At 66.9% G+C, this 22,251-nt stretch carries 24 protein-coding genes; 19 read left to right on the top strand and 5 right to left on the bottom strand.

Going from position 1 to position 22,251, the window contains the following annotated elements:
* Positions 1–47: 47 nt before the first annotated feature.
* Positions 48–800, bottom strand: a complete 753-nt coding sequence (locus WKW79_RS14085; RefSeq protein ID WP_340335790.1) for a TetR/AcrR family transcriptional regulator — start codon at positions 798–800, stop codon at positions 48–50.
* A gap of 20 nt (positions 801–820) precedes the next feature.
* Between WKW79_RS14085 and WKW79_RS14080 the strand changes: the two genes are divergently transcribed.
* Positions 821–2,230, top strand: coding sequence for a carotenoid oxygenase family protein (locus tag WKW79_RS14080; RefSeq protein WP_340335789.1), 1,410 nt, complete (start codon positions 821–823; stop codon positions 2,228–2,230).
* A gap of 29 nt (positions 2,231–2,259) precedes the next feature.
* A complete protein-coding gene (locus WKW79_RS14075) occupies positions 2,260–2,844 on the top strand; it encodes a hypothetical protein (RefSeq protein WP_340335788.1) in 585 nt (194 codons plus the stop codon).
* On the opposite strand, the gene ftsY is transcribed toward WKW79_RS14075, so the two are convergent.
* A complete protein-coding gene (gene ftsY, locus WKW79_RS14070; protein WP_340335787.1) occupies positions 2,807–4,195 on the bottom strand; it encodes a signal recognition particle-docking protein FtsY in 1,389 nt (462 codons plus the stop codon). The two genes, WKW79_RS14075 and ftsY, sit on opposite strands and share 38 nt — an antisense overlap.
* Before the next feature lie 28 nt (positions 4,196–4,223).
* Between ftsY and WKW79_RS14065 the strand changes: the two genes are divergently transcribed.
* The 8 genes from WKW79_RS14065 to WKW79_RS14030 all read left to right on the top strand — a co-directional run bounded on the left by WKW79_RS14065 (position 4,224) and on the right by WKW79_RS14030 (position 11,410).
* Positions 4,224–5,654: a M16 family metallopeptidase gene (locus WKW79_RS14065; protein ID WP_340335786.1), complete on the top strand. Its 1,431-nt coding sequence runs from the start codon at positions 4,224–4,226 to the stop codon at positions 5,652–5,654.
* 15 nt (positions 5,655–5,669) lie between these two features.
* The gene (locus tag WKW79_RS14060; RefSeq protein WP_340335785.1) at positions 5,670–7,028 is read left to right on the top strand and encodes a M16 family metallopeptidase; all 1,359 of its coding nucleotides are present in this window, start codon (positions 5,670–5,672) and stop codon (positions 7,026–7,028) included.
* A gap of 40 nt (positions 7,029–7,068) precedes the next feature.
* Positions 7,069–7,743, top strand: a complete 675-nt coding sequence (locus WKW79_RS14055; protein WP_340335784.1) for an RsmD family RNA methyltransferase — start codon at positions 7,069–7,071, stop codon at positions 7,741–7,743.
* Positions 7,744–7,792: 49 nt separating this feature from the next.
* Positions 7,793–8,293: a pantetheine-phosphate adenylyltransferase gene (coaD, locus tag WKW79_RS14050; protein WP_340335783.1), complete on the top strand. Its 501-nt coding sequence runs from the start codon at positions 7,793–7,795 to the stop codon at positions 8,291–8,293.
* 19 nt (positions 8,294–8,312) lie between these two features.
* Positions 8,313–8,975: a 5-oxoprolinase subunit PxpB gene (pxpB, locus tag WKW79_RS14045; protein WP_340335782.1), complete on the top strand. Its 663-nt coding sequence runs from the start codon at positions 8,313–8,315 to the stop codon at positions 8,973–8,975.
* Positions 8,972–9,970, top strand: a complete 999-nt coding sequence (locus tag WKW79_RS14040; RefSeq protein WP_340335781.1) for a 5-oxoprolinase subunit C family protein — start codon at positions 8,972–8,974, stop codon at positions 9,968–9,970. Before pxpB ends, WKW79_RS14040 begins: the two co-directional genes overlap by 4 nt.
* A gap of 88 nt (positions 9,971–10,058) precedes the next feature.
* Positions 10,059–10,799 carry a 5-oxoprolinase subunit PxpA gene (gene pxpA, locus WKW79_RS14035; RefSeq protein WP_340335780.1) on the top strand — a complete coding sequence of 247 codons (741 nt, stop codon included), beginning with the start codon at positions 10,059–10,061 and terminating at the stop codon, positions 10,797–10,799.
* A 188-nt stretch (positions 10,800–10,987) separates the two neighbouring features.
* Positions 10,988–11,410 carry an RNA recognition motif domain-containing protein gene (locus WKW79_RS14030; RefSeq protein ID WP_340335779.1) on the top strand — a complete coding sequence of 141 codons (423 nt, stop codon included), beginning with the start codon at positions 10,988–10,990 and terminating at the stop codon, positions 11,408–11,410.
* Between the two features lie 182 nt (positions 11,411–11,592).
* Here the strand turns inward: WKW79_RS14030 and WKW79_RS14025 are convergent, their stop codons facing one another.
* A complete protein-coding gene (locus WKW79_RS14025) occupies positions 11,593–12,294 on the bottom strand; it encodes an alpha/beta fold hydrolase (RefSeq protein WP_340335778.1) in 702 nt (233 codons plus the stop codon).
* Between the two features lie 98 nt (positions 12,295–12,392).
* On the opposite strand from WKW79_RS14025, the gene WKW79_RS14020 reads away from it, so the two are divergent.
* A complete protein-coding gene (locus tag WKW79_RS14020; RefSeq protein WP_340335777.1) occupies positions 12,393–13,100 on the top strand; it encodes a histidine phosphatase family protein in 708 nt (235 codons plus the stop codon).
* On the opposite strand, the gene paaX is transcribed toward WKW79_RS14020, so the two are convergent.
* Complete coding sequence (gene paaX / locus WKW79_RS14015) at positions 13,075–13,998, bottom strand: phenylacetic acid degradation operon negative regulatory protein PaaX (protein ID WP_340335776.1); 924 nt, start codon at positions 13,996–13,998, stop codon at positions 13,075–13,077. The two genes, WKW79_RS14020 and paaX, sit on opposite strands and share 26 nt — an antisense overlap.
* 115 nt (positions 13,999–14,113) lie before the next feature.
* On the opposite strand from paaX, the gene paaA reads away from it, so the two are divergent.
* The 7 genes from paaA to WKW79_RS13980 all read left to right on the top strand — a co-directional run bounded on the left by paaA (position 14,114) and on the right by WKW79_RS13980 (position 20,529).
* Positions 14,114–15,109 (top strand): 1,2-phenylacetyl-CoA epoxidase subunit PaaA, encoded by a 996-nt coding sequence (gene paaA, locus WKW79_RS14010; protein ID WP_340335775.1) that lies wholly within the window; start codon positions 14,114–14,116, stop codon positions 15,107–15,109.
* A gap of 3 nt (positions 15,110–15,112) precedes the next feature.
* Positions 15,113–15,415, top strand: a complete 303-nt coding sequence (paaB, locus tag WKW79_RS14005; RefSeq protein ID WP_340335774.1) for a 1,2-phenylacetyl-CoA epoxidase subunit PaaB — start codon at positions 15,113–15,115, stop codon at positions 15,413–15,415.
* 10 nt (positions 15,416–15,425) lie between these two features.
* Positions 15,426–16,178, top strand: a complete 753-nt coding sequence (gene paaC / locus WKW79_RS14000; RefSeq protein WP_340335773.1) for a 1,2-phenylacetyl-CoA epoxidase subunit PaaC — start codon at positions 15,426–15,428, stop codon at positions 16,176–16,178.
* Positions 16,175–16,705, top strand: a complete 531-nt coding sequence (gene paaD / locus WKW79_RS13995) for a 1,2-phenylacetyl-CoA epoxidase subunit PaaD (protein WP_340335772.1) — start codon at positions 16,175–16,177, stop codon at positions 16,703–16,705. Before paaC ends, paaD begins: the two co-directional genes overlap by 4 nt.
* A gap of 2 nt (positions 16,706–16,707) precedes the next feature.
* Positions 16,708–17,799, top strand: a complete 1,092-nt coding sequence (gene paaE / locus WKW79_RS13990) for a 1,2-phenylacetyl-CoA epoxidase subunit PaaE (protein ID WP_340335771.1) — start codon at positions 16,708–16,710, stop codon at positions 17,797–17,799.
* 253 nt (positions 17,800–18,052) lie between these two features.
* Positions 18,053–19,375 carry a phenylacetate--CoA ligase PaaK gene (gene paaK, locus WKW79_RS13985; protein ID WP_340335770.1) on the top strand — a complete coding sequence of 441 codons (1,323 nt, stop codon included), beginning with the start codon at positions 18,053–18,055 and terminating at the stop codon, positions 19,373–19,375.
* Positions 19,376–19,839: 464 nt separating this feature from the next.
* Positions 19,840–20,529, top strand: coding sequence for a Crp/Fnr family transcriptional regulator (locus WKW79_RS13980; RefSeq protein WP_340335769.1), 690 nt, complete (start codon positions 19,840–19,842; stop codon positions 20,527–20,529).
* Positions 20,530–20,608: 79 nt separating this feature from the next.
* On the opposite strand, the gene WKW79_RS13975 is transcribed toward WKW79_RS13980, so the two are convergent.
* Positions 20,609–20,905, bottom strand: a complete 297-nt coding sequence (locus tag WKW79_RS13975) for a hypothetical protein (RefSeq protein WP_340335768.1) — start codon at positions 20,903–20,905, stop codon at positions 20,609–20,611.
* Between the two features lie 281 nt (positions 20,906–21,186).
* On the opposite strand from WKW79_RS13975, the gene WKW79_RS13970 reads away from it, so the two are divergent.
* The gene (locus WKW79_RS13970) at positions 21,187–22,209 is read left to right on the top strand and encodes a helix-turn-helix domain-containing protein (RefSeq protein WP_340335767.1); all 1,023 of its coding nucleotides are present in this window, start codon (positions 21,187–21,189) and stop codon (positions 22,207–22,209) included.
* The last annotated feature ends 42 nt before the right edge of the window (positions 22,210–22,251 follow it).

Raw genomic sequence — 22,251 nt, 5'->3', positions numbered from 1 at the left:
GGTCGCGCAGTGCGCCACGGCGGCGATGATGCCACCGTGGCCCGCGCTCAGCGAGGGTGGGAACCCACGGAAAAAGTCTGCGCAAGAAGGGTCCGCCAATCACTGCCTGGTGGCATGTGCGCCAGCACCCGGTCGAGGCGATGGTCGATCAGCAGCATGGAAAAGCCGTGCACCAGCGACCAGGCGCGCACCATCGCGGCAGTCTGCTCCGGCGTGATGGGAGCGCGGCCGGCTGAGGCGTCGGCGATGCCGAGCCGGGCGGCCATCGAGCCGGCCAGCGCGGCCTGTGCCTCGTCGATGGCCTGGCGCAGGGCGGGGCGATGGAGGTCGAGGCGCTCGCTCCGGAACATCAGCACGAACATTCCGGGATGGGCCTTCGCGAAGCCGACATAGGCGCCGCCCATCGCATCGAGCCGCTCTTCCGCGGAACCGGATGCCACGGCTTCCATGGCGGCCTTCAGGTCGCTTGTGAATTGGCGGAAGCCGACGGCGGCCAATTCGCTCAGCAATCCGCTGAGGTCGCCGAAATGGTTCTTGGGCGCCGCATGCGAGACGCCGGCGGCGCGGGCGGCGGCCCGCAGCGTCAGGCCCTCGATGCCCTCGGTCTCGAGGATTCGTTGCGCCGCTTCGAGCATGGCGGCGCGGAGGTCGCCGTGATGGTAGGGCGTGGCAGTGGGCGAGGGCATTGAATGCTGATTGATATTGACAGTGTAAATTTTACTTGACCTGTTGGCCGAGGACTGCTTCAATCCAGATATTGACACCGTAAACATCCACATCGAAGCGAGTGTGCTCTGCACGAAACGCGCAAGGAAGTCCCATGAACACGCCTCCAACCGCCACCGCGCCGTCCCTCTACGGCAGCGCCCTCGCCATCGAATGCGATGCCGCGTTCCTGCCCGTCCAGGGAGAACTGCCACGGGGCTTGGACGGCACGCTCTATCGCAACGGCCCGAATCCGCAATTCCCCGATGCCAGTGCCCACCTGTTCGGCGGCGACGGCATGCTCCACGCCTTCACGCTGGAGGACGGACGGGCGAGCTACCGGAATCGCTGGGTGCGCACCGCGCATTGGCAGGCCGAGCGTGCGGCCGGCCATCGGCTCTTCGATGCCTATGGCCGGAACCTGGATGGCAGCCGCAACGAAACCATCGCCGACGAAGGCGCCGCCAACACGAACGTGGTCTGGTACGCCGGCCGCCTGCTGGCACTGGAAGAGGCGCACCTGCCGGTGGAGATCGACCCCGTCACGTTGATGTCTCGAGGCCAGACGAACCTCGGCGGCGGCCTGACCGGCCCGTTCACTGCGCATCCCAAGGTGGACCCGGCCACCGGCGAACTCCTGTTCTTCGGCTACAACGCCACCGGCCCGTTGTCCGCCGGCATGAGCCACGGCAGCATCGACACGGCGGGCCACGTGACCCGCTTCGAGCGCTTCGACGCCCCCTACGCCAGCATGGTCCATGACTTCGCCGTCACCGAACGCCACTTGCTGTTCCCGATCCTTCCGCTCACGGGCAGCATGGCGCGCATGCAGCAAGGCCGGCCGCCCTATGCCTGGGAGCCGGAACTGGGCGCCCGGGTCGGTGTGCTGAAGCGCGGTGCGCCCGTCGAGCAGATGCGGTGGTTCGAGGGCGACAGCGGCTATGTCTTCCACGTGATGAATGCCTGGGAGGAGGGTGAGCGCATCGTGGCCGACGTGATGCGCTATGACGAGCCGCCGCTGTTTCCCCACCCCGACGGCCGCCCGACCGACCCGTCACGCAGCGTGGCGCGCATGTGCCGCTGGACTTTCGACCTGGCCGGGAACAGCAATCGATTCACCCAGACGCCGATGGACGACCTGGCCGCGGAATTCCCGCGCTTCGACGAGCGCTACTCGGGCCTCGCGTACCGCCACGGCTGGGCCGCCTGCCAGCGCGAGGCTGTGCGAGGTGCGGGCTATGAAGGTCTGGTGCATTACGACCTGGCCAGCGGCAAGCGCAACCTCCATTGGCTGCCCGCCGGTGATCGCGTCTCAGAGCCGGTGTTCGTGCCGCGCGCCGACGATGCGGCAGAAGGGGATGGGTGGCTGCTGGCGGTCGCGTGGCGCGCCGCGCAGAACCGCAGCGAACTGGCCGTCTTCGCCGCTGGTGCGATCAGTGACGGGCCGGTCGCGACGGTGCAGTTGCCGCACCGGGTTCCTTCCGGCTTCCACGGCAACTGGGTGGCCGGGCAATTTGTGCGCTGAGCACTCCGCAACTTTCACTGGAGACCGCCATGGGCATTCTTCTGAGCTTCGCGCCGTTCGTTCTTTACGCGCTGATGTCGCGTTCCGCGCCGCTCACGGTGTCGCTGTTCTCGGCCGCCGCCGTGGCCTTGGTCCTGCTGCTGCGGGACCATTTCATCCGCCATCGCGCGATGAAGCTGCTGGAAATCGGGACAGTGCTGCTGTTTGGCGGACTCGGCCTGTACGTATGGCTGACCGGCGGCGCCTGGAGCATTCCGGAAGTGCGGCTGGCGGTGGACGGCGGCCTGCTGCTGATCGTGCTGTTCACGATGCTGATCCGCCAGCCCTTCACGCTCCAATATGCTCGGGAGCAGGCGCCGAAGGAATTCCACGATTCACCGAAGTTCCTGGCGGTCAACCAGGTCCTCACGGCGGTATGGGCGATGGCCTTTGCCGTGATGACAGGGGCGGACCTGATCATGGCGCGCCTGCCGCAAGTGCCGCTGGCGGTGGGCATCGCCATCACCGTCGCCGCACTGGTGGGTGCGGCGTGGTTCACCGGCTGGTACCCGAGCCGGCTGCGTCGCGCGGCGGAGCTCAGCCGAGCAGCGCCTGCGCAAACTCGCGCGCGCTGAAGGTCTCCAGGTCTTCCAGCTTCTCGCCGACGCCGACGAAGTACACCGGGATCGGTCGCTCGCGCGCGATCGCGGCCAGCACGCCGCCGCGGGCCGTGCCGTCGAGCTTGGTGACGATCAGGCCGGTCAGTCCCAGTGCGTCGTCGAAGGCCTTGACCTGCGCCACCGCGTTCTGGCCGGTGTTGCCGTCGATGACCAGCAGCACCTCGTGCGGCGCGGATGCGTCGGCCTTGGTGACCACGCGCTTGATCTTCTTCAGTTCGTCCATCAGGTGGATCTGGGTCGGCAGGCGGCCGGCGGTGTCGACCAGGACCACGTCCTTGCCGCGCGCCTTGCCGGCCTTCACCGCGTCGAAGCTGACCGATGACGGGTCGCCGCCCTCGTTGCTCACGATCTCGACCGTGTTGCGATCGGCCCAGACCAGCAACTGCTCGCGGGCCGCGGCGCGGAAGGTGTCGGCCGCGGCCAGCAGCACGGCGCAGCCTTCGTCCGCGAGGTGTTTGGTGAGCTTGCCGATGGAGGTGGTCTTGCCGGCGCCGTTGACGCCTGCGACCATGATCACGGTGGGCGTGTGTTCGCCGATGACGAGTTGCTTTTCCAGTGGCTTGAGCAGGTCGGTCAGCACGTCGGCCAGCAACACGCGCACCTGGGCGGCATCGGTGGCGATGGTGCTTTTGACGCGGCGGCGCAGTTCTTCGAGCATCTGCTCGGTCGCCTTCACGCCGGTGTCGGCCACCAGCAGCGCGGTCTCCAGTTCCTCGTAGAGGTCTTCGTCGATCTGCGCGTTGACGAAGACGGCCTGGATGCCGGTGCCGGTCTTCTTGAGGCCTGTCTTGAGCTTGGCCAGCCAGCCTGCGCGCTCGGGTTCGGTCGGCGCCTCGGGCGGCGGTGCGGCGCGATAGGGTGAGGGCTTGCGTTGTTCGGCGGGCGCTGCGGTTGGCGTCGGTGCAGGCGGCAGGTCGCGCAGGAAGGCAGGGACTTCGGTGGGCGAGGCCGGTGGCACGGCGACCGAAGGCGGCACCGGAGGAGGCGGCTTGAATGCGAGCGGTGCGGCCGGCGGCGGCTTGGTCCAGCGCGGGGGCAGGAAAGGCGCGGCGGCCGGCACGGGCGCGGCCGGTGCTGGCGCGATGGCCGCATCGGGCTGAGTCGTCGCGGGCGACGATACTGGGCCCGCCTCCCGCGGGCGATCCAGCCGAGATGGCAAAGCCCCATCGGCCGGAGAAGGCAAGTCGCGCAGGAACGCCGGCACCTCCTGCTCCACCGGCGCCGCTACCGGCGCAGGGGGTGAAGAAGGAGCGGGCGCCGGGGGCGACTCATCCTCGGATTTTTTTTTCTTGAAGAAACTGAACATCGCAGCGTTTTTACAATCGACCCATTCTATGAAACGCTCCTCGCCACGCCGCGCTGCGTTCGGTGCGGTGCTGGCCTCGGCGCTCGTTGCGCTCTGGGCCGCACCCTCCGCTGCGCAAAATCCCCCCCCTTCCACCAAGGCCGCGCAGTCCACGCAGGCGCAGCAGTTCACGCTGGCCAACGGCATGACGCTGATCGTCAAGCCCGACCGCCGCGCGCCCACCGCCGTGCAGATGGTCTGGGTGCGGGTCGGCGCCATGGACGAGGTCGACGGCACCTCGGGCGTGGCCCATGCGCTGGAACACATGATGTTCAAGGGCACGAAGGACCTCAAGCCCGGCGAGTTCTCGCGCCGCGTCGCTGCCCTCGGCGGGCGCGAGAACGCGTTCACCACGCGCGACTACACCGGCTACTACCAGCAGATCCCCATGGGCAAGCTGGAGGACGTGATGAAGCTGGAGTCCGACCGCTTCGCCCGCAACCAGTGGCCGGACGACGAGTTCAAGCGCGAGATCGAGGTGGTCAAGGAAGAGCGCCGCATGCGCACCGAAGACCAGCCGCGATCCTTGCTGGGCGAGCAGCAGAACGCCGCCGTGTTCATCGCGTCGCCCTATCACCGGCCGGTGGTCGGCTGGATGAGCGACCTCGATGCGATGACGCCGCAGGACGTGCGCGACTTCCACCAGCGCTGGTATGTGCCGGCCAACGCGGCCCTGGTGGTGGCCGGCGATGTGGATGTGGAGCAGGTGCGCAAGCTGGCCGAGAAGTATTACGGCAGCATCCCGGCCCGCGCGGTGCCGGCGCGCAAGCCCCGCATCGAACCGGAGCAGCGAGGTATCCGGCGCATCGAATTCAAGGCGCCGGCCGAGCAGTCCTACGTCTCGCTGGCCTTCCGCACGCCCAAGCTTGAAAGCCTGGATGGCGAGAGCGATGCCTGGGCGCTGGTCGTGCTGTCGGCCCTGCTCGATGGTTATGCCGGCGCGCGCCTGGACCGCGCGTTGACGCAAGGCCCGGACCGCGTGGCCGACGCCGCCGGCTCGTACGCCGGCTTCATCGGCCGGGGTCCGCAGCTGTTCGGGCTCGATGGCGTGCCGGCACCCGGCAAGACACCTGAGCAGGTCGAGGCCGCCTTGCGCGCGGAAGTGGCCCGCGTCGCCAAGGACGGCGTCGGCGCGGCCGAACTTGCGCGCGTCAAGACGCAGTGGGTGGCCAGCGAAACCTACAAGCTGGATTCGGTGATGGCGCAGGCGCGCGAACTGGGCAGCAACTGGATCCAGGGCCTGCCGCTGGATGCGAGCAGCAAGATGATCGCCAAGCTGCAGGCAGTCACGGCAGAGCAGGTGCAGGCGGTGGCCGCCAGGTACTTCGGCGACGACCAGCTCACGGTGGCCACCCTTCGGCCGCTGCCCCTCGACAAGACTCGCCGCCCGCGCCCCGCGCCCGCAGGCGAGCTGCGCTGAAAGATGCCACGCACCATGTTCGCTCTTCAAAGATTCACTGCGGGCGCCTTGTTGGCCGGCGTCGCGGCACTCTTCGCCACGCATGCACAGGCGGCCGTGCCGATCCAGCACTGGACCCTGCCCAATGGCGCGCAGGTCTGGCTCGCGAGTGTCGACTCGCTGCCCATCGTCGACCTGCAGCTCGATTTCGACGCCGGCAGCCGGCGCGACCCGGCGGCGCAGTCGGGGCTGGCCAGCGTTTCGGCCGGCATGGTCGAGAAGGGGGTACGCGCGGCGCCGGGCTCCGGCCCGTACCCGCAGGCCATGGACCAGAACGCGCTCGGCGAGGCATGGGCGGACCTGGGCGCCAGCTTCGACGCGGGCGCCGGCCCCGAGCGCACCAGTTTCAGCCTGCGCACGCTGTCCGATCCGCCGCTGCTCGACAAGGCCGTGGCCCTGGCCGCGCGCGAGATCGGCGAGCCGTCGTTCCCGGACGACATCTGGAAGCGCGAGCGCGAGCGCATCGGCGCCGCCATCAAGGAAGCCAACACCAAGCCCGACACGATCGCCTCGCGCGCCTTCTCGCAGGCGGTCTACGGCAGCCATCCCTTCGGCGCGGAGGTGACGGAGGAGTCGCTGGCGCGCATCGACACGGCCGCCATGCGCACGCGCTACGAGCAACTGATCGTGCCGTGCCGCGCCAAGCTGAGCATCGTCGGCGCCGTGACCCGGCCGCAGGCGGAATCGATCGCGATGACGCTGCTGTCGCGCCTGCCCGCGCAACCGGCCGGCTGCGCCGCGCTGCCGGTGGTGCCGGAGGTCCTGCCGCTCACGGCGGCGAAGGAGGAGCGCATTCCGTTCGCCTCCGCGCAGGCGCATGTCTACATCGGCGAGCCGGGCTATCCGCGCAGCGATCCGGACCACTTCGCGCTGAACCTCGGCAATTACATCCTGGGTGGCGGCGGCTTCGTGTCGCGCCTCACAGAGCAGGTGCGCGAGAAGCGCGGCCTGGCCTACAGCATCTACAGCGGCTTCGCGCCGGGCCTGCATGCGGGCGCGTTCCGCATCGGCTTCCAGACTCGGCCCGACCAGGCCGCCGAGGCGGTGAAGGTCTCGCGCGAAGTACTGGCGAAGTTCGTGGCCGACGGGCCGACCGAGGCCGAACTCAAGGCCGCCAAGGACAACCTGATCGGCGGCTTCCCGCTGCTTCTGGACAGCAATCGCAAGCTGCTCGGCAACGTCGCCAACATCGCCTGGTATGGCCTGCCGCTGGACTACCTCGACACCTGGACCGCGCGCATGAATGCCATCACCGTCGCCGACGTCAAGGCCGCCATCCAGCGCAAGCTGCAACCGGACCGAATGGTGACGGTCATCCTCGGCGGCAAGGAATGACCGCGCGCCGGCGCGCATGGCCGCGGTTAAGCTCGGCCCGATGAGGAAAGAACCCGCACCCAAGGCCAGCGCCAAGCCGGCAGGCAAGCCTGCAGCGAAGAAGACCCCGCGCCACAAGTCTCCATTGCCGCGCCAGATCCGCATCATCGGCGGCCAATGGAAGCGCACCCGCCTTGCCGTGGCCGACAAGCCCGGCCTGCGCCCCACCCCTGATCGCGTGCGCGAGACGCTGTTCAACTGGCTCGCCAGCCTGGCCGGCGCGGGCGGCGGCGAGTTGCCGGGCTGGCATTGCATCGATGCCTTCGCAGGCACCGGCGCCCTGGGGCTCGAAGCGGCCTCGCGCGGCGCCGCCAGCGTGATCCTCTGCGAGCAGGACGCCGACCTGGTCGCACAACTGTTGAACATCAAGGGCAAGCTCGATGCACCGGCCTTGCGCATCGAGCGCGGCAATGGCGTGACCGCCGTCGAACGCGCGCCCGCGGGCAGCCTGCATGCCGTGTTCCTCGACCCCCCCTTCGAGCAGGCCGCGCTGTACGAGCCAGCATTGCGTGCCGCTGCCCGCGCACTGCATGCCGATGGCGCGGTGTACCTGGAGGCACCGCGGCGCTGGACCGATGAAGAACTCGCCCCGCTCGGTTTGGTCGGCTTCCGCTACCTGAAGGCCGGCGCCGTGCACGCGCATCTGCTGCGCCGATCGGCCGATGCGGCTGCATAATCCGCCCGACCCCAAATCGAACAGTCCGACGGCGGAGGAGAACAAAGAAATGTCCAGCGTGATTGCTGTCTACCCTGGGACTTTCGATCCCATGACCCTCGGCCATGAAGACGTGGTGCGGCGTGCCACGCAACTGTTTTCGCACGTCATCGTCGCGGTGGCGGCGGGCCACCACAAGAAGGCGCTGTTCTCGCTCGAGGAGCGCATGGGCATGGTGCGCGAGGTGGTCGAACCCTTCAAGGAACTGGTGACGGTCGAGAGCTTTTCGGGCCTGCTGCGCGACTTCGTGGTCGCGCGCAACGGCAAGGCCATGGTGCGCGGCCTGCGCGCGGTCACCGACTTCGACTATGAATTCCAGCTGGCCGGCATGAACCGCACGCTCATGCCGAACGTCGAGACCGTGTTCCTGACGCCCAGCGACAAGTACCAGTTCATCTCCAGCACCTTTGTGCGCGAGATCGCGACGCTGGGCGGCGAGATCGACAAGTTCGTGTCGCCAGCTGTGCGAAAGAAGCTGTTGGCCAAGGTTCGCAGCATGGCGCGCGAATGATGCGCCCGACACCCGTGGCATGAGCGAACTCGCACCGCCCCGGCTCCACGCGCTTGGCGACGCCGCCTTGCTGTGCGAACTGCCGGCACCCGCGCAACTGGCGGTGCAGCAAAGGATCTGGGCGCTGGCGGCGGAAGCGGTGCAATGGCCCGGCGTCGGTGAGGCGCTGCCGGGCATGAACAACCTGACCTTGATGTTCGACCCGGCAGTGGTCGAAGCGGACGCGCTTGGTGAGCGCGTGCTGGCCGCCTGGCCCAAGCTCAAGGCCGGCGCGGTCGCTGGTCGTGAGGTGCAGATCCCTGTCGTCTACGGTGGCGACGAAGGGCCTGACCTGGAAGTTGTCGCGGCTCACACCGGCTTGACGCCGGAAGAGGTGGTGCGGCGCCACTGCGCCGGCGAGTACGTCGTCTACCTGATCGGATTTCTCCCGGGCTTTGCGTTCATGGGCGGCCTGCCGCCAGAACTCGCGACACCTCGCCGCGCCGAACCGCGCACGGCGGTGCCGGCCCGGTCGGTCGGCATCGGCGGCGAGCAGACCGGCATCTACCCGCGGTCCTCGCCGGGCGGCTGGAACCTCATTGGGCGCACGCCGCTGGAAATGTTCGATCCCCATGCCAAGCAGCCGACGCTGCTGCGCCATGGAGACCGTGTGCGCTTCGTCGCGGAAAGTGTGAAGACGTGATCACCATACTGCGCCCGGGCATCCTGGCCTCGGTGCAGGACCTGGGCCGGCACGGCCACCGCCAGCTCGGCATTTGCCCCGGCGGCGCGCTGGACACGCTGGCGCTGACCCTGGCGAATCGGCTGGTCGGCAATCCGGACGGCGCGGCCGGACTCGAGATCACGCTGGGCAACTGTGAACTGCGCTTCGATGCCGCCACGCGCATCGCATTGGCAGGCGATGATTTCTCCGCCCGCCTCGACGGCCGGCCGCTGTGGCCTTGCTGGAGCGTGGCCGTCGAGGCCGGGCAGGTGCTCCGGCTGGGCGGCGCGAATGCATCGGGCGGCAAGCCGGGCCTGCGCACCTGGCTGGCGGTGGCGGGCGGCATCGACGTGCCGCCGGTGCTCGGATCGCGCAGCACCGACCTGAAGGCCGGCTTCGGCGGTTTCGAAGGGCGGGCGCTGCAAAAGAACGACGAACTTGCCGTGGGTGCTTCCGCGCTCGACGAGGCGCGGCGAATGCGTCGCCCCTTCGGCCTGCGCCCGCCTGGATGGGCGGAAGGCGAGGGCCGCACCGAACCCATCTCGCTGCGCGTGATGCAGGGCCCGGAGTACGAACAGTTCCTGGTGGCGGCCCGGGCCGCATTGTGGAGCGGCGAATGGCGCATCACGACCCAGAGCAACCGCATGGGCAGCCGGCTCGCCGGCACGGAACTGAAGCGTCGGCGCCAGGCCGACATGCTGTCCTCGGCCGTCATCCCCGGCACGATCCAGGTGCCGCCCTCCGGCCAGCCGATCATCCTGATGGGCGATGCGCAGACCACCGGCGGCTATCCGCGCATCGGCGTGGTCATCCGCGCCGACCTGTGGAAGCTGGCGCAGGCGCCACTCAACGGGCGCCTGCGGCTGGTCGAGGTCGATGCGGCGGGCGCGCGGGCGGCGTGGGAGGCTCAGCAACTCTACCTGCGCCAGGTCGCACAAGGCCTGCTGGCAGCCGAATGGCCGGCGCAGACTTAGACTGGCTCGCGAGCGGCAGTCCCTCCGGCCAGCGGCAGCGCGGGAAGGGAGGGCGGCAACCGACATGCAACGACCTCGGGGCGAACGAATGTCCATCGATCTGAACGCCGACCTCGGCGAAGGCTGCGACAACGACGAGGCGCTGATGGCGCTGGTGAGCTCGGCCAACATCGCTTGCGGCTGGCACGCGGGCGACGCGACGATCATGCGGCAGTGCGTGCGCTGGGCGCTAAAAAACGGCGTGGCCATCGGCGCGCATCCGAGCTTTCCGGACCGCGAGAACTTCGGCCGCAGCGAAATGAACCTGCCGCCCGACGAAATCATCGCCGGCACGCTCTATCAGATCGGCGCGCTGGCCGCGATCGCCAAGGCGGAGGGCGGGGCGCTTTCCCACGTCAAGCCGCATGGCGCGCTCTACAACCAGGCGGTGAAGGACCCGGCGTTGGCGGACGCGCTGTGCGAGGCGGTCCGGCGCTTCGATCCGTCGCTGCGGTTCTTCGGCCTGGCCGGCAGCGGCATGATCGACGCGGCCCGCCGCGCCGGCCTGCAACCGGTGGAAGAGGTTTTCGCGGACCGCGGCTACAACGCCGACGGCAGCCTGGTCAGCCGCAAGTTGCCCGGCGCCCTGATCGAGGACGATGCCCAGGCGATTGCTCAGGCCATTTCGTTGGTACGAGACCACAGGGTGCGGGCCATCGATGGCAGCCTGGTGGCCGTGAATGCCCAGACCGTTTGCCTGCATGGCGACGGGGCCCACGCCGTGCAATTCGCAAAAAGCATCCGAGAAAAGCTGGGGGCCGAAGGGATTGCAATTCAGGCCTTATGTTGAAACAAAGTGAACTATTTTTGTTTTTCCCGCACGAGGGCGCGCTTTGGCCGATAATGCCGCAGCTTTCCCGCAAATTGCTGCGGGTTGGCAAACGGTGATAGGTCGGTTTCGCGCCACAGCGGGTTTTTGTTTGTTGTGATTCTGGGACTCCGTCGCTTTTGTTTCTTGTAATTTGAGGAGTCCAAAAAATGGGCAAAAAACTGTACGTGGGCAACCTTGCCTACTCGATCCGTGACAACGACCTGGAACAGGCCTTCGGCCAGTACGGCTCTGTTGCCAGCGCCAAGGTCATGATGGAGCGCGACACCGGTCGTTCCAAGGGTTTCGGCTTTGTCGAAATGGGCACCGACGCGGAAGCGCTCGCAGCCATCGAAGGCATGAACGGCCACGCACTCGAAGGCCGCAGCCTGACGGTGAACGAAGCCCGTCCGATGGAACCCCGTCCTTCGGGCGGTTTCGGCGGCGGCGGCGGCCGTAGCGGTGGTGGCGGCGGCGGTTACGGCGGTGGCGGCGGCCGCAGCGGTGGCGGCGGCTACGGTGGTGGCGGCGGCGGTGGTTACGGCGGTGGTGGCGGTGGCTACGGCGGCGGCAACAGCCGCGGCGGCTACTAAGCACTCGCTGCTTTGAACAAAAAGGCTCCCTCGGGAGCCTTTTTTGCGTCTGGGCGCCGTGTCAGAAGTTGTGAAGATTTCGTAGCGAGGGCGCCAAGGTCGGGTTGAGCAGCGCAGCCCCCCCGTGCGGCGAGCAGCCCAGCCCCGAAATCGGTGGCTGCAGTAGAAAGATTCACATCTCTTCAGCCGAGTCGGTCGAGCCAGGCACCCAGCGAGGCATTGACCACTGCGGGCTTTTCCATGGTCAGCATGTGGCCGCAGTCCGGCACCCACACCAGCTCGGCACCCGGCGCCAGGTCCGCGATCTCCTGCGAGCACTCCGGTGGCGTCAGGCGGTCGGTGTCGCCGCACATCACCAGTACGGGACAGCGCAGGGCGGGCAGTTGCCCGCGAGCGTCGGGGCGCTGCATCAAGGCCCGGTTCTGGTTGATCAGTTGCTGCGCACCGGCGTCCAGCATCATGCGCAGGTAGCGGGCCACCATGGCCGTGTCGGCGGCCTGCGTCGGGTGGAAGGCGAACATCACATTGGGTTCGATCACGCCGCGCACGTCGCCGCGCTGGAACAGTTCGATGGCGGCCTCGCGCAGTTCGCGCATGTCGGGCGTCTCCGGGCGCGGGTTGGTGCCGAGCAGGGCCAGGCCCTGGATGCGTTCAGGCGCCTGCCGTGCGGCCTCCATGGCGATCATGCCGCCCATGGATGCACCACAAAGGACCAGTGGACCTTCGTGCGCCGCCAGCACATCGCGCGCCATGTCCTCGATCGTCGCGAAGCGCATGTGGGCATCGCTCACGGCCGGCGCCATGTGGCTGGGGAGCGCGGCCCACTGGTCCTGCCAGAGACGGTCGTCGCAGGCGAGGCCGGGGATCAGGACGAGTTGAGGCATGGCAGCAGTGGTGGGGCAATCGCAACGCGGGACTGTCAACGATTCTGGCATCGACACAAGAATGACGCGGGGTGGATGGGACAATGCGAGCACGTCCTATGCCAATTGCTACCCACCTGATCCTCATCCGTCACGGCGAAACCGACTGGAATCGCGAACTGCGCTTCCAGGGCCATGTCGACGTGCCCCTCAACGACATGGGCCACGAGCAGGCCCGAAGGCTCGGGCTGCGTCTGGCCGGCGAGCCGACCCACCATGTGATCAGCAGCGACCTGATGCGTGCGCAGCAGACCGCGACGCCGGCGGCGCAGCAGCTCAAGCTGCCGATCGTGACCACGGTGGGCTTGCGTGAGCAGAGCTTCGGCGTGGCGGAGGGGCTGCGCTCGGATGAGATCCGCGCGCTGCATCCGCGGGCCTGGGAGCAATGGCTCGAATTCCGCGAGGAGAACGCGATGCCCGAGGGCGAATCGGCGGTCGCGTTCCATGCGCGGATCATCGAGGCGCTGGGCCGCATCGCGACGACGTACACCGGGCAGAACGTGCTGGTCGTGACGCACGGTGGCGTGCTCGACATGGTGTGGCGCACCGCCAAGGGCATGAGCCTGAGCGGGCCGCGCCAGAGCGAGATTCCGAACGCCGGGGTCAATCGCGTTCGCCTCGCCGATGCCGCGCAACCGACACACATCGAGATCCTCGAGTGGGCCGATGCCGCACACCTGAAGGACCTGCCCCCGCAGCCGACCTACGACCAGCGGCGCCACCTCGCGCCCGCACCGCAAGTCAAGTCCTCGACAAACGCCGGCTGATTTCCTTCGGTGTCTTGATGAGCGGGCCATCTGTGGTTTCCAGCTGGTCGCAGAGGAACTGCTCGCTGCCGGCCAGCAGTCCGCGGTAGAGCAACTCGCAAAGTTCGCGTGCGCGCAGGCCGGGCCAGTCGGCGGGCAGCAGTGCGGCCGGCAGGTTCGGGTCGCGCAGCAGCACGCGGCGGTATTCGTGGATCAGCAGGGTGCGCAGGAAGAAGGCCTCGGCCTGCGTCAATGTTTCCAACAGTGAAACGGCCGGCGCGAAGCGGGTGATGAACTGCTGCCATGCCTGTTCGACCTTGGCGAGCTTGAAGGTGTCGTGCATCAGGGCCTGGAGCGGCTTGCGGCCGTAGTCGTCGAGGCTCTGTGCGCTCAGCACGGCCACGCGGTCTTCCGCCTTGGCCGCGCGCAGGATCTCCTGCAGCGATTGATGGTCCACATGCGGGTGCGCGAAGATGCCTGGCGAGAGTTGGCCGAAGCTCTCCCACAGCAGTTCGCGCTTCAGGTGCTGGCGCATGCTGGCGCGCATGCCGCTCTCCAGCAGCACCAGCGTCCAGCGGCCGTCCCACGTCGGCAGGTTGAATTCGTAGATGCGCCGGTCCGCATGGCGCACGCGCTGCAAGCCGATGTCCGACAGGCCGTAGTAGCTGCGCCGCCCGATGCGCGAGGCGGTGAACCAGTCGTCCGCAGTCAGCCGGAACGCACTGGTCCGCACCAGCCGCGACGAAATGCCGAAAGGCTCCGCCAGGCCGATCAGGTTGCCCAGCCAGACCGACTGCTTGCGCGGCGCAATCGCATCGCCGTAGATGGTGATCAGCACGGAGTTGGAACGCATGACCAGTCCACGCCGCAGCTTGGCAACACGAGGGGAAATCTGCGCTTCGAGCTTTGCGCTGGGCATGGCCGGCTCCTGAAGTGATACACAGCATTCGATTGTATGAGTCCGTTTGTATCACTACCATTCAATTCAGTTCGAGGGAGCCACTCTCGGCAACACGATGAATGGAGGCAAAGGCATGTACGCACAACTCGTCGAGACGGGTGCACAAGCGGTCAAGACATTGGATGAAATGTCACCGCAAGAGCGCGCGTTTCAAGAGCGCATCAACGCGAGCATCAAGGTCGAACCCAAGGACTGGATGCCCGAGGGCTACCGCAAGACGCTGATCCGGCAGATCTCGCAACACGCGCATTCCGAATACGTCGGCATGCTCCCCGAAGCCAACTGGATCACCCGCGCACCGACGCTGCAACGCAAGGCCATCCTCATGGCCAAGGTGCAGGACGAGGCCGGCCACGGCCTCTACCTCTACAGCGCGGTCGAGACGCTGGGCGTGACGCGCGACCAGACCTACCTCGATCTGCTGTCGGGCAAGGCCAAGTACTCGAGCATCTTCAACTACCCCACGCTGACCTGGGCCGACATCGGCGCGATCGGCTGGCTGGTGGATGGCTCGGCCATCGTCAACCAGGTGCCGATCTGCCGTTGCTCCTACGGCCCCTATGCCCGTGCGATGGTGCGTGTGTGCAAGGAGGAGTCCTTCCACCAGCGCCAGGGCTTCGAGATCATGCACACGCTGTCTCGCGGCACCGCGGCGCAGAAGGCGATGGCGCAGGACGCGCTGAATCGCTGGTGGTGGCCTTCCATCGCGATGCACGGCCCGGCGGACGACCAGTCGGTGAACAGCGCGCAATCGATGGCCTGGAAGATCAAGTCGCAGACCAACGATGCGCTGCGCCAGAAGTTCATCGACCAGACCGTGCCGCAGGCCGAGTTCCTCGGCCTGACCATCCCCGACCCGGACCTGAAGTGGAACGAGGAACGCGGCCACTACGACTACGGCCAGATCGACTGGGAAGACTTCTTCAACGTGGTGCGCGGCAAGGGCCCGTGCAACCAGGAGCGCCTGGCGGCGCGCAACAAGGCATGGAACGAAGGCGCATGGTTCCGCGAGGCGATGCAGGCCTATGCGGACCAGCAGGAACAAACCGAAGAACTGAAGGTGGCGTGAGACATGAACAACGAACAGAAAACCCGACGCGAATGGCCCCTGTGGGAAATCTTCATTCGCAGCCAGCACGGCCTCGCACACAAGCATGTGGGCAGCCTGCATGCAGTGGATGGCGCCAGCGCCGTGCAGCATGCCCGCGACGTCTACACGCGGCGCAATGAAGGCGTGAGCATCTGGGTGGTGCGTGCGGCCGACGTGCTGGCCAGCAGCCCTGGCGACAAGGAAGCGCTGTTCGATGCAGCGCAGAGCAAGGTGTATCGCCATCCGACTTTCTTCCCGATGCCCGAAGGCGTCGAGCACATCTGACGGCTGGCACATGAACACCACCAAACTCGAATACCTGCTGCGCATGGGCGACAACTGCCTGGTGCTGTCGCAGCAACTGGCGGCCTGGTGCGGCCATGGACCGGCGCTGGAGGAAGACCTCGCGCTGACCAACGTGGCGCTGGACCTGCTGGGGCAGGCGCGCATGTGGTTGACGCTGGCGGGCGAGGAAGAAGGCAAGGGCCGCGACGAAGATGCGCTCGCCTACTTCCGCGACGGCAGCGAGTTCCGCAACCTGCTGATCGTCGAGCAACCCAACGGCCACTACGGCAACACGGTGGCGCGGCAGTTCCTGTTCGATGCCTGGCACATGCATGTGCTGGCCGGGTTGAGCACGTCGAGCGATGCGCGCATCGCGGAGATCGCGCAGAAGTCGGTCAAGGAGGTGCGTTATCACTTCGAACGCAGCGCCGGTCTGATGATCGCGCTGGGCCGCGGCACGCCGGAGAGCCATGCCCGCATGCAGGCCGCGGTGGAACTGCTCTGGCCCTATGCCAACGAATGGTTCGAGTCGGATGCGGTGGATGAAGCCTGTGCCTCATCGGGCGTGGCGCCTGCCGCACCTTCGCTCGCGGCGCCGTGGCGCGCCAGGGTCGAGGCCGTGCTGGACCGCGCCACGCTGAAGATGCCGGGCTACATCGGCCATCAGCGCGGCGGCAAGCGCGGCGTGCACACGGAGCACCTGGGCCATCTGCTGACCGACTTGCAGTTCGTGCAGCGCACCTATCCGGGAGCGCAGTGGTGAACGCCGTTGCATCTGCACAGGTCTCGCGCGACACCGTGCTGGCCTGGCTCGGCGAAGTGATGGACCCGGAAGTGCCCGTGGTCTCTGTGGTCGACCTTGGCCTGATCCGCGATGTCGAATGGCAGGACGAATCGCTGGTCGTCACCGTGACGCCGACCTACTCGGGCTGCCCGGCCACCGAAGTGATCGCGCAATCGATCCGCGATGCCGTGCAGGCGCGCGGCATCGGTGAGGTGACGGTCCGCACGCAACTCGCACCCGCATGGACAACCGACTGGATGAGCACCAAGGGCCGCGACGCATTGCGTGCCTATGGCATCGCGCCGCCGGTGCATCGCGCCGCTGCCGCGGATGGCACGCAGGCCATCGACATCAGTGCCTTGCTGGCCCAGCGCGTCGTCGTGCCCTGCCCGCAATGCAACTCGCGCAAGACGCGCCTGCTGTCGCAGTTCGGCTCGACCGCCTGCAAGGCGCTCTACCAGTGCAACGACTGCCTGGAACCCTTCGACTATTTCAAGGCGCACTAAAAATGGCCGCACCTCAATTCCATTCCCTCCAGGTCAGCCATGTCGAGCAGGCCACGCGCGACGCGGTGGCGGTGACCTTCGCCGTGCCGGAGCACCTGGACGACACCTTCTCGTACGTGCAGGGCCAGTACCTCACGCTGCGCACGCTGCTCGACGGCGAAGAGTTGCGCCGTTCGTATTCGATCTGCTCGGCCGTGCAGGACCGGCGGCTGCGCGTGGCGATCAAGCGCGTCTCGGGCGGCGCATTCTCGAACTGGGCTGCGGAGAACCTGCGCCCGGGCACGGCCATCGAAGTGATGCCGCCGCAGGGGCAGTTCCACATGGCACTGCAACCCGATGCGCAGCGCCATGTCGTGGCCTTTGCCTCCGGCAGCGGCATCACGCCGGTGCTGTCCATCATCAAGACCACCTTGCTGGCCGAGCCCAACACCAGCGTCACGCTCGTCTACGGCAACCGTTCGTCGAGCGGCGTGATGTTCAAGGAAGAACTCGAGGACCTCAAGGACACGTACCTCGGTCGCTTCAACCTGGTCTGGATCATGAGCCGCGAGTCGCAGGACATCCCGCTGTTCAACGGCCGCATCGACCATGAGAAGTGCAGCCAGTTGCTCACGCACTGGATCGACCCGGCCGGCATCGACGCGGCCTTCATCTGCGGCCCGGAAGACATGATGCTGGCCACCTCGCAAGCCTTGCAGGACCATGGCGTCGACAAGTCACGCATCAAGGTCGAGCTGTTCGGCACCGCGCCCAAGGACGGCAAGCTGCGCGTGACACGCGCGCCGGCCGAAGGCAGCGACCAGTGCGAAGTGGAAGTCGTCGTCGACGGTACGCGGCGCAGCTTCTTCATGCGCAAGAACACCGACAACCTGGTCGACGCCGGCATCAAGGCCGGCCTGGAAATGCCGTACTCCTGCAAGGGCGGCGTGTGCTCCACCTGCCGCGCCAAGGTGCTGCACGGTGAGGTCGACATGGACATCAACTTCGCGCTGGAAGACTACGAGGTGGCGCGCGGTTTCGTCCTGTGCTGCCAGAGCTATCCGGTCACCGACAAGCTGGTCATCGACTTCGACCAGGAACACGCGCATAACTGAGCCCACCCCCGGAGCCCACGCCGGGGCGGCCGCCAGAGGCGGCTGCTCTTGCGGGCCGTCCAAGCCTGCGCAGGCAGGCTTGGAGCCGCGGCCCTCAGCCCCTCGAGGGGGTGCACCCAGCGGCCGGCAAAGCCGGTTCCGCGGGTGCCCACGAACAGGCATTGCCTGCCCTGGTTTCATGCGTTGAGGGTCACGCGATAAGCCTGGTGAACAACAACGCTGCCACACATCCATTCAACAAGGAGACAAGAAAATGACCGTCCACACCACCCCCACCGAACTGCTCGACCCCATCGAGCGCGCCAGCCGCGACGAGATCGCCGCGCTGCAACTCAAGCGCCTCAAGGCCACGTTGCAGAACGTCTACGAGAACGTGCCGCACTACCGCAAGGCCTTCGATGCCAAGGGCGTGCACCCCGATGACCTGAAGACGCTGGCCGACCTGGGCAAATTCCCGTTCACGACCAAGAAGGACCTGCGCGACAACTACCCCTTCGGGCTGTTCGCGGTGCCGCAGAGCCAGGTCTCGCGCATCCATGCATCGTCGGGCACAACCGGCAAGCCGACGGTGGTGGGCTACACCAAGAACGACATCGACAACTGGGCGACCCTGGTGGCGCGGTCCATCCGCGCGGCAGGCGGGCGTGCCGGCGATGCGATGCACATCTCCTATGGCTACGGCCTGTTCACCGGCGGGTTGGGCGCGCACTACGGTGCCGAGAAGCTGGGTTGCACAGTCATCCCGATGGGCGGCGGCCAGACCGAGAAGCAGGTGCAGCTGATCCAGGACTTCAAGCCGCGCATCATCATGGTCACGCCGTCTTACATGCAGGTGATCCTCGAGGAGTTCGCACGCCAGGGCATCGACCCGCGCGAGAGCTCGCTGAAGATCGGCATCTTCGGTGGCGAGCCGTGGACCGAAAGCATGCGTCGCGACATCGAGGCGCAGGCCGGCATCGACGCGGTGGACATCTACGGCCTCTCCGAAGTGATGGGGCCGGGCGTGGCCAGCGAATGCGTCGAGTCGAAGGACGGCCCGGTCATCTGGGAAGACCATTTCTACCCGGAAGTGATCAACCCCGAGACCGGCGAAGTGGTGGCCGACGGCGAGGAGGGCGAACTGGTCTTCACCTCGTTGACCAAGGAAGCCTTCCCGGTGATCCGCTACCGCACGCGCGACCTCACGCGCCTGATGCCGCCGACCTCGCGCGCCTTCCGCCGCATCGGCAAGATCGTCGGCCGCTCGGACGACATGCTCATCATCCGCGGCGTGAACGTGTTCCCGACGCAGATCGAGGAACTGGTGCTCAAGCATGGCAAGCTGTCCTCGCTCTACCAGATGATCGTCACGCGCCAGGGCTTGCTCGACGAGGTCGAGGTGCTGGCCGAGTTGCAGCCAGGTGCGGCCGACATGCCGTCCAGCGAGGTGGCCGACACCGCCCGCTGGCTGCAGCAGCGCATCAAGACCATGGTCGGCATCAGCACCCGCGTGTCGGTGCAGGCGCCCGATTCGATCGAACGCACCTCGACCGGCAAGGCTGTTCGCGTGATCGACAAGCGCCCGCGCGCCGCCTGATTGCTGCAACAGTGCGCACCCTCGCGCCCGTGTCCTGCGAAGGCGGCACACGGGCGCACCGCAACTTGCAGGAATCGTGCGCCCAAAGGTTGGTAAATTGCGCGGCCGGTCCATGCTGTTAGAGGCGTCGGCGGTCTTGAGGCCGTCGGCGCGCATACCATGGGACCGCAGAGCGACCGTCTCCGACAGAGGGCGGCGAACAAAACGAGGAGGCACAAGAATGAACCTGGAATCAATCGCCGTGGACCGGGCCGCACGGCTGTCCGCATGCCGTTCGAAGCGGAGGCCACGACAGGCGCCGCATCCCGTGTTGTGGCGTGCGTGCTCGCGCCGCCTCCAGGGCCTGATCGCGCAGACCTCCTGCCACATCCCCCGCTGCGGCATGGGCTGTGCAACGCTTCCTGTTGCACGCAAGAGGACCTGATGCCTAGGCGGTTCGCGCACCCCTCACTTCGATTCCAACAATGCAGATTGCGCAAATCGCGCGCCTGATCCGGAACCTGCCTTTCTTCCAGGGGCTGGACGAAGACCTGCTCACCAGGCTTGCTCACGAGGCGCGCGTGATCCGCGTGCAGAAGCGGGAAGTCATCTTCCGCAAGGGCGAGCCCAGCAGCGGCAGCTATGTCATTGCCTATGGGCGCGTGCGGCAGTCGCTGTTCTCGAGCCAGGGCATCGAGAAGCCGCTGCGGGTGATCGAAGCCGGTGGTGGCTTCGGCGACGCCACGCTATTGAAGGACCTGGCGCACAACACCACGGCCATTGCGCTCGAAGACACAGCGCTGGTCTTCGTGCCCAAGGCCACCGTGCTGGCGTTGCTGCAGGCCGACCCGCAGTTGACCTTGCGCCTTCTGTGCAGCTTGGCGGGCCGCTTGCACCAGGCGGCGGTCGACATCGAGGAGTTCTTCATGCACCCGCCGGGTGCGAGGCTGGCCAGTTATCTGTTGCGGCTGGTGCCGCCCAATGCGTCTGAAGTGAGCCGCGTCCAGCTCTCGCTGCACAAGCACCTGATGGCCGCGCAACTGAACCTGACTCCGGAGACCCTGTCGCGTTACTTCAGGGAGTTCTGCAAGCTGGGGCTGATCGAACTGGATGGCAACAGCGTGACCATCCTGGATGTGCGCAGGCTGAGCCAGCATGCGACGGACAAAAAATAATCGGCAGTCGAATCACTCGAACTGCCGATTGGAAGACCCTCTTCAGGAGGGTTCGTTCTTCTTGGTAAGGCGGATCAGATTACAGCTCGATCCAGATGTGCTCTTCCACCGACTGGAACACGCCTTCCGGAGCGACCGGCAGCTTGGCGTGGTTGGCGGGGTCCATCGACGCCAGCTTCAGCTTTTCCAGGGCGGCCATGTTCTCGAAGGTTTCGAGCATCACGACCTGGCCAGCGGGGCCGCCGAAGCGGGCGTACACATGGGCGTGCAGGGCGAAAACCTTGTTGACGGCTTCGCAGCGCTGCTTGGCGTAGACCATGGCTGCCTGTTGGTGGCCTGCGTGGGGGGTGCCGATACGGCTGAACATCACAGTCATCTTGAACTCCTTGATATTGGTTTAGTTAGCGATCAACCAGACTTTGCGGTGGACCGGGAGCGATCGTAAGGATGAATGTTTTTGTTTGCGGGCCTTGGCGCCGCCAACTTCAAGAACCTTGATTTCAGTCAAGGAAATTCGTGCGGTGCAGGGAAGTCAGGGTCTATCCGGATTCCATCCGTGCGGAATGCCCTCCCGTCGAAAGTGATGCACACGAGCGGGTTGTGTGAGTACTTTGGGTGGCCTAGCATTCGCCCTGGAGTGAACTGGAGACGATAACAATGCCCGCGCAGCAATTGCATGCCGATGCGACGGCCCAGGCCGCCGCGATCCGCTATGCCCGGACCCTGACGCGCGACGCCGGCGAGCATGCCGCCAGCCTGAGCGCCTGGGACCAGAACTACGAACAGCTTTCCGCAGGGCGCTATGAAGGCTGCCTGGAAGAGTTCCATATCGGGCCGGTGCAGATCTTTCGCGAGCAATCCAACCAGTCCGTGATGCAGGGTGGACGCCCGCGCGCGAACACCATCTCCGTGGCACTGGCCGAGGCCAACCGAGCGCCGGGCTGGTATTGCGGCCATCAAATCGACGAAGGCGGCATATTTGCGATCAGCTCGGATCGCGAGTTCGAACTCGTCGCGGGCGCCGGCATGGCGCTCGTGGGGGTCTGCGTCGACACGGCGGAACTCGTCAAGCGCGCGGCCATCCTGCACGGGCGGGACCTGGAGCTGACCCTGCCCGGCACGTCGATGGTCGGCCGCTCGACGGCCCATCGGCATGCCTTGGCTGTGCTGGTCGACAGCGCCATGTCGCTGGTGCGCGACCGGCCCAAGACCCTGGCCGATGCGGCCGTGCGCAATCGCCTGGCGGAGTCGCTCACCGACGCGGTGCTCGATAGCATCGCGCCGGAGCGCCTCGAGTCGGGCCTGCTTCCCGGCGCCGCCGCGCGCCGGCAGATCGTGGCGACCGCGCGCGAGTACATGCGCAGCCATGCGGACGAGCCGATCTCGGTGCCGGACCTGTGCGTGGCCACCGGCGCGTCGCGCCGCGCGCTGCAATACGCGTTCGAGAACGTGGTGCAACTGAGCCCGGTGACCTACCTGCGCGTGATGCGGCTCAACCGGGTGCGCAGTGAACTCCAGTCGCGGCACGGCGACACGGTGGGCGACGTGGCGGCCCGCTGGGGCTTCTGGCATCCGTCACGCTTCGCAGCCGAATACCGCGAACTGTTCGGCGAACTGCCGTCGGCCACCCGCACGCGGTTCGCGTTGCACATGCCGCTGGAGGCGATGCGCCGGCACTGAAAGTCAAGTCCGGGTAATCCCTCCCGGCCGGCTTGCCAAAAG

This window comes from Variovorax robiniae, from assembly GCF_037889955.1.
In the GTDB taxonomy this organism is placed as follows: domain Bacteria; phylum Pseudomonadota; class Gammaproteobacteria; order Burkholderiales; family Burkholderiaceae_C; genus Variovorax; species Variovorax robiniae.
Note: the sequence above shows the minus strand (reverse complement) of the source record. Positions and strands in the feature narration are given on the sequence as shown.

Bases quoted from the DNA above. Each gene is read 5' to 3' on its own strand.
- paaA (WP_340335775.1), top strand. From the start codon at position 14,114: ATGTACGCACAACTCGTCGAGACGGGTGCACAAGCGGTCAAGACATTG.
- WKW79_RS14080 (WP_340335789.1), top strand. From the start codon at position 821: ATGAACACGCCTCCAACCGCCACCGCGCCGTCCCTCTACGGCAGCGCC.
- paaK (WP_340335770.1), top strand. From the start codon at position 18,053: ATGACCGTCCACACCACCCCCACCGAACTGCTCGACCCCATCGAGCGC.
- WKW79_RS13980 (WP_340335769.1), top strand. From the start codon at position 19,840: ATGCAGATTGCGCAAATCGCGCGCCTGATCCGGAACCTGCCTTTCTTC.
- ftsY (WP_340335787.1), bottom strand. From the start codon at position 4,195: ATGTTCAGTTTCTTCAAGAAAAAAAAATCCGAGGATGAGTCGCCCCCG.
- pxpA (WP_340335780.1), top strand. From the start codon at position 10,059: ATGTCCATCGATCTGAACGCCGACCTCGGCGAAGGCTGCGACAACGAC.
- WKW79_RS13970 (WP_340335767.1), top strand. From the start codon at position 21,187: ATGCCCGCGCAGCAATTGCATGCCGATGCGACGGCCCAGGCCGCCGCG.
- paaB (WP_340335774.1), top strand. From the start codon at position 15,113: ATGAACAACGAACAGAAAACCCGACGCGAATGGCCCCTGTGGGAAATC.
- paaE (WP_340335771.1), top strand. From the start codon at position 16,708: ATGGCCGCACCTCAATTCCATTCCCTCCAGGTCAGCCATGTCGAGCAG.
- paaC (WP_340335773.1), top strand. From the start codon at position 15,426: ATGAACACCACCAAACTCGAATACCTGCTGCGCATGGGCGACAACTGC.
- WKW79_RS14075 (WP_340335788.1), top strand. From the start codon at position 2,260: ATGGGCATTCTTCTGAGCTTCGCGCCGTTCGTTCTTTACGCGCTGATG.
- WKW79_RS14030 (WP_340335779.1), top strand. From the start codon at position 10,988: ATGGGCAAAAAACTGTACGTGGGCAACCTTGCCTACTCGATCCGTGAC.
- WKW79_RS13975 (WP_340335768.1), bottom strand. From the start codon at position 20,905: ATGACTGTGATGTTCAGCCGTATCGGCACCCCCCACGCAGGCCACCAA.
- WKW79_RS14055 (WP_340335784.1), top strand. From the start codon at position 7,069: ATGAGGAAAGAACCCGCACCCAAGGCCAGCGCCAAGCCGGCAGGCAAG.
- pxpB (WP_340335782.1), top strand. From the start codon at position 8,313: ATGAGCGAACTCGCACCGCCCCGGCTCCACGCGCTTGGCGACGCCGCC.
- WKW79_RS14025 (WP_340335778.1), bottom strand. From the start codon at position 12,294: ATGCCTCAACTCGTCCTGATCCCCGGCCTCGCCTGCGACGACCGTCTC.
- coaD (WP_340335783.1), top strand. From the start codon at position 7,793: ATGTCCAGCGTGATTGCTGTCTACCCTGGGACTTTCGATCCCATGACC.
- paaX (WP_340335776.1), bottom strand. From the start codon at position 13,998: ATGCCCAGCGCAAAGCTCGAAGCGCAGATTTCCCCTCGTGTTGCCAAG.
- WKW79_RS14020 (WP_340335777.1), top strand. From the start codon at position 12,393: ATGCCAATTGCTACCCACCTGATCCTCATCCGTCACGGCGAAACCGAC.
- WKW79_RS14065 (WP_340335786.1), top strand. From the start codon at position 4,224: ATGAAACGCTCCTCGCCACGCCGCGCTGCGTTCGGTGCGGTGCTGGCC.
- WKW79_RS14060 (WP_340335785.1), top strand. From the start codon at position 5,670: ATGTTCGCTCTTCAAAGATTCACTGCGGGCGCCTTGTTGGCCGGCGTC.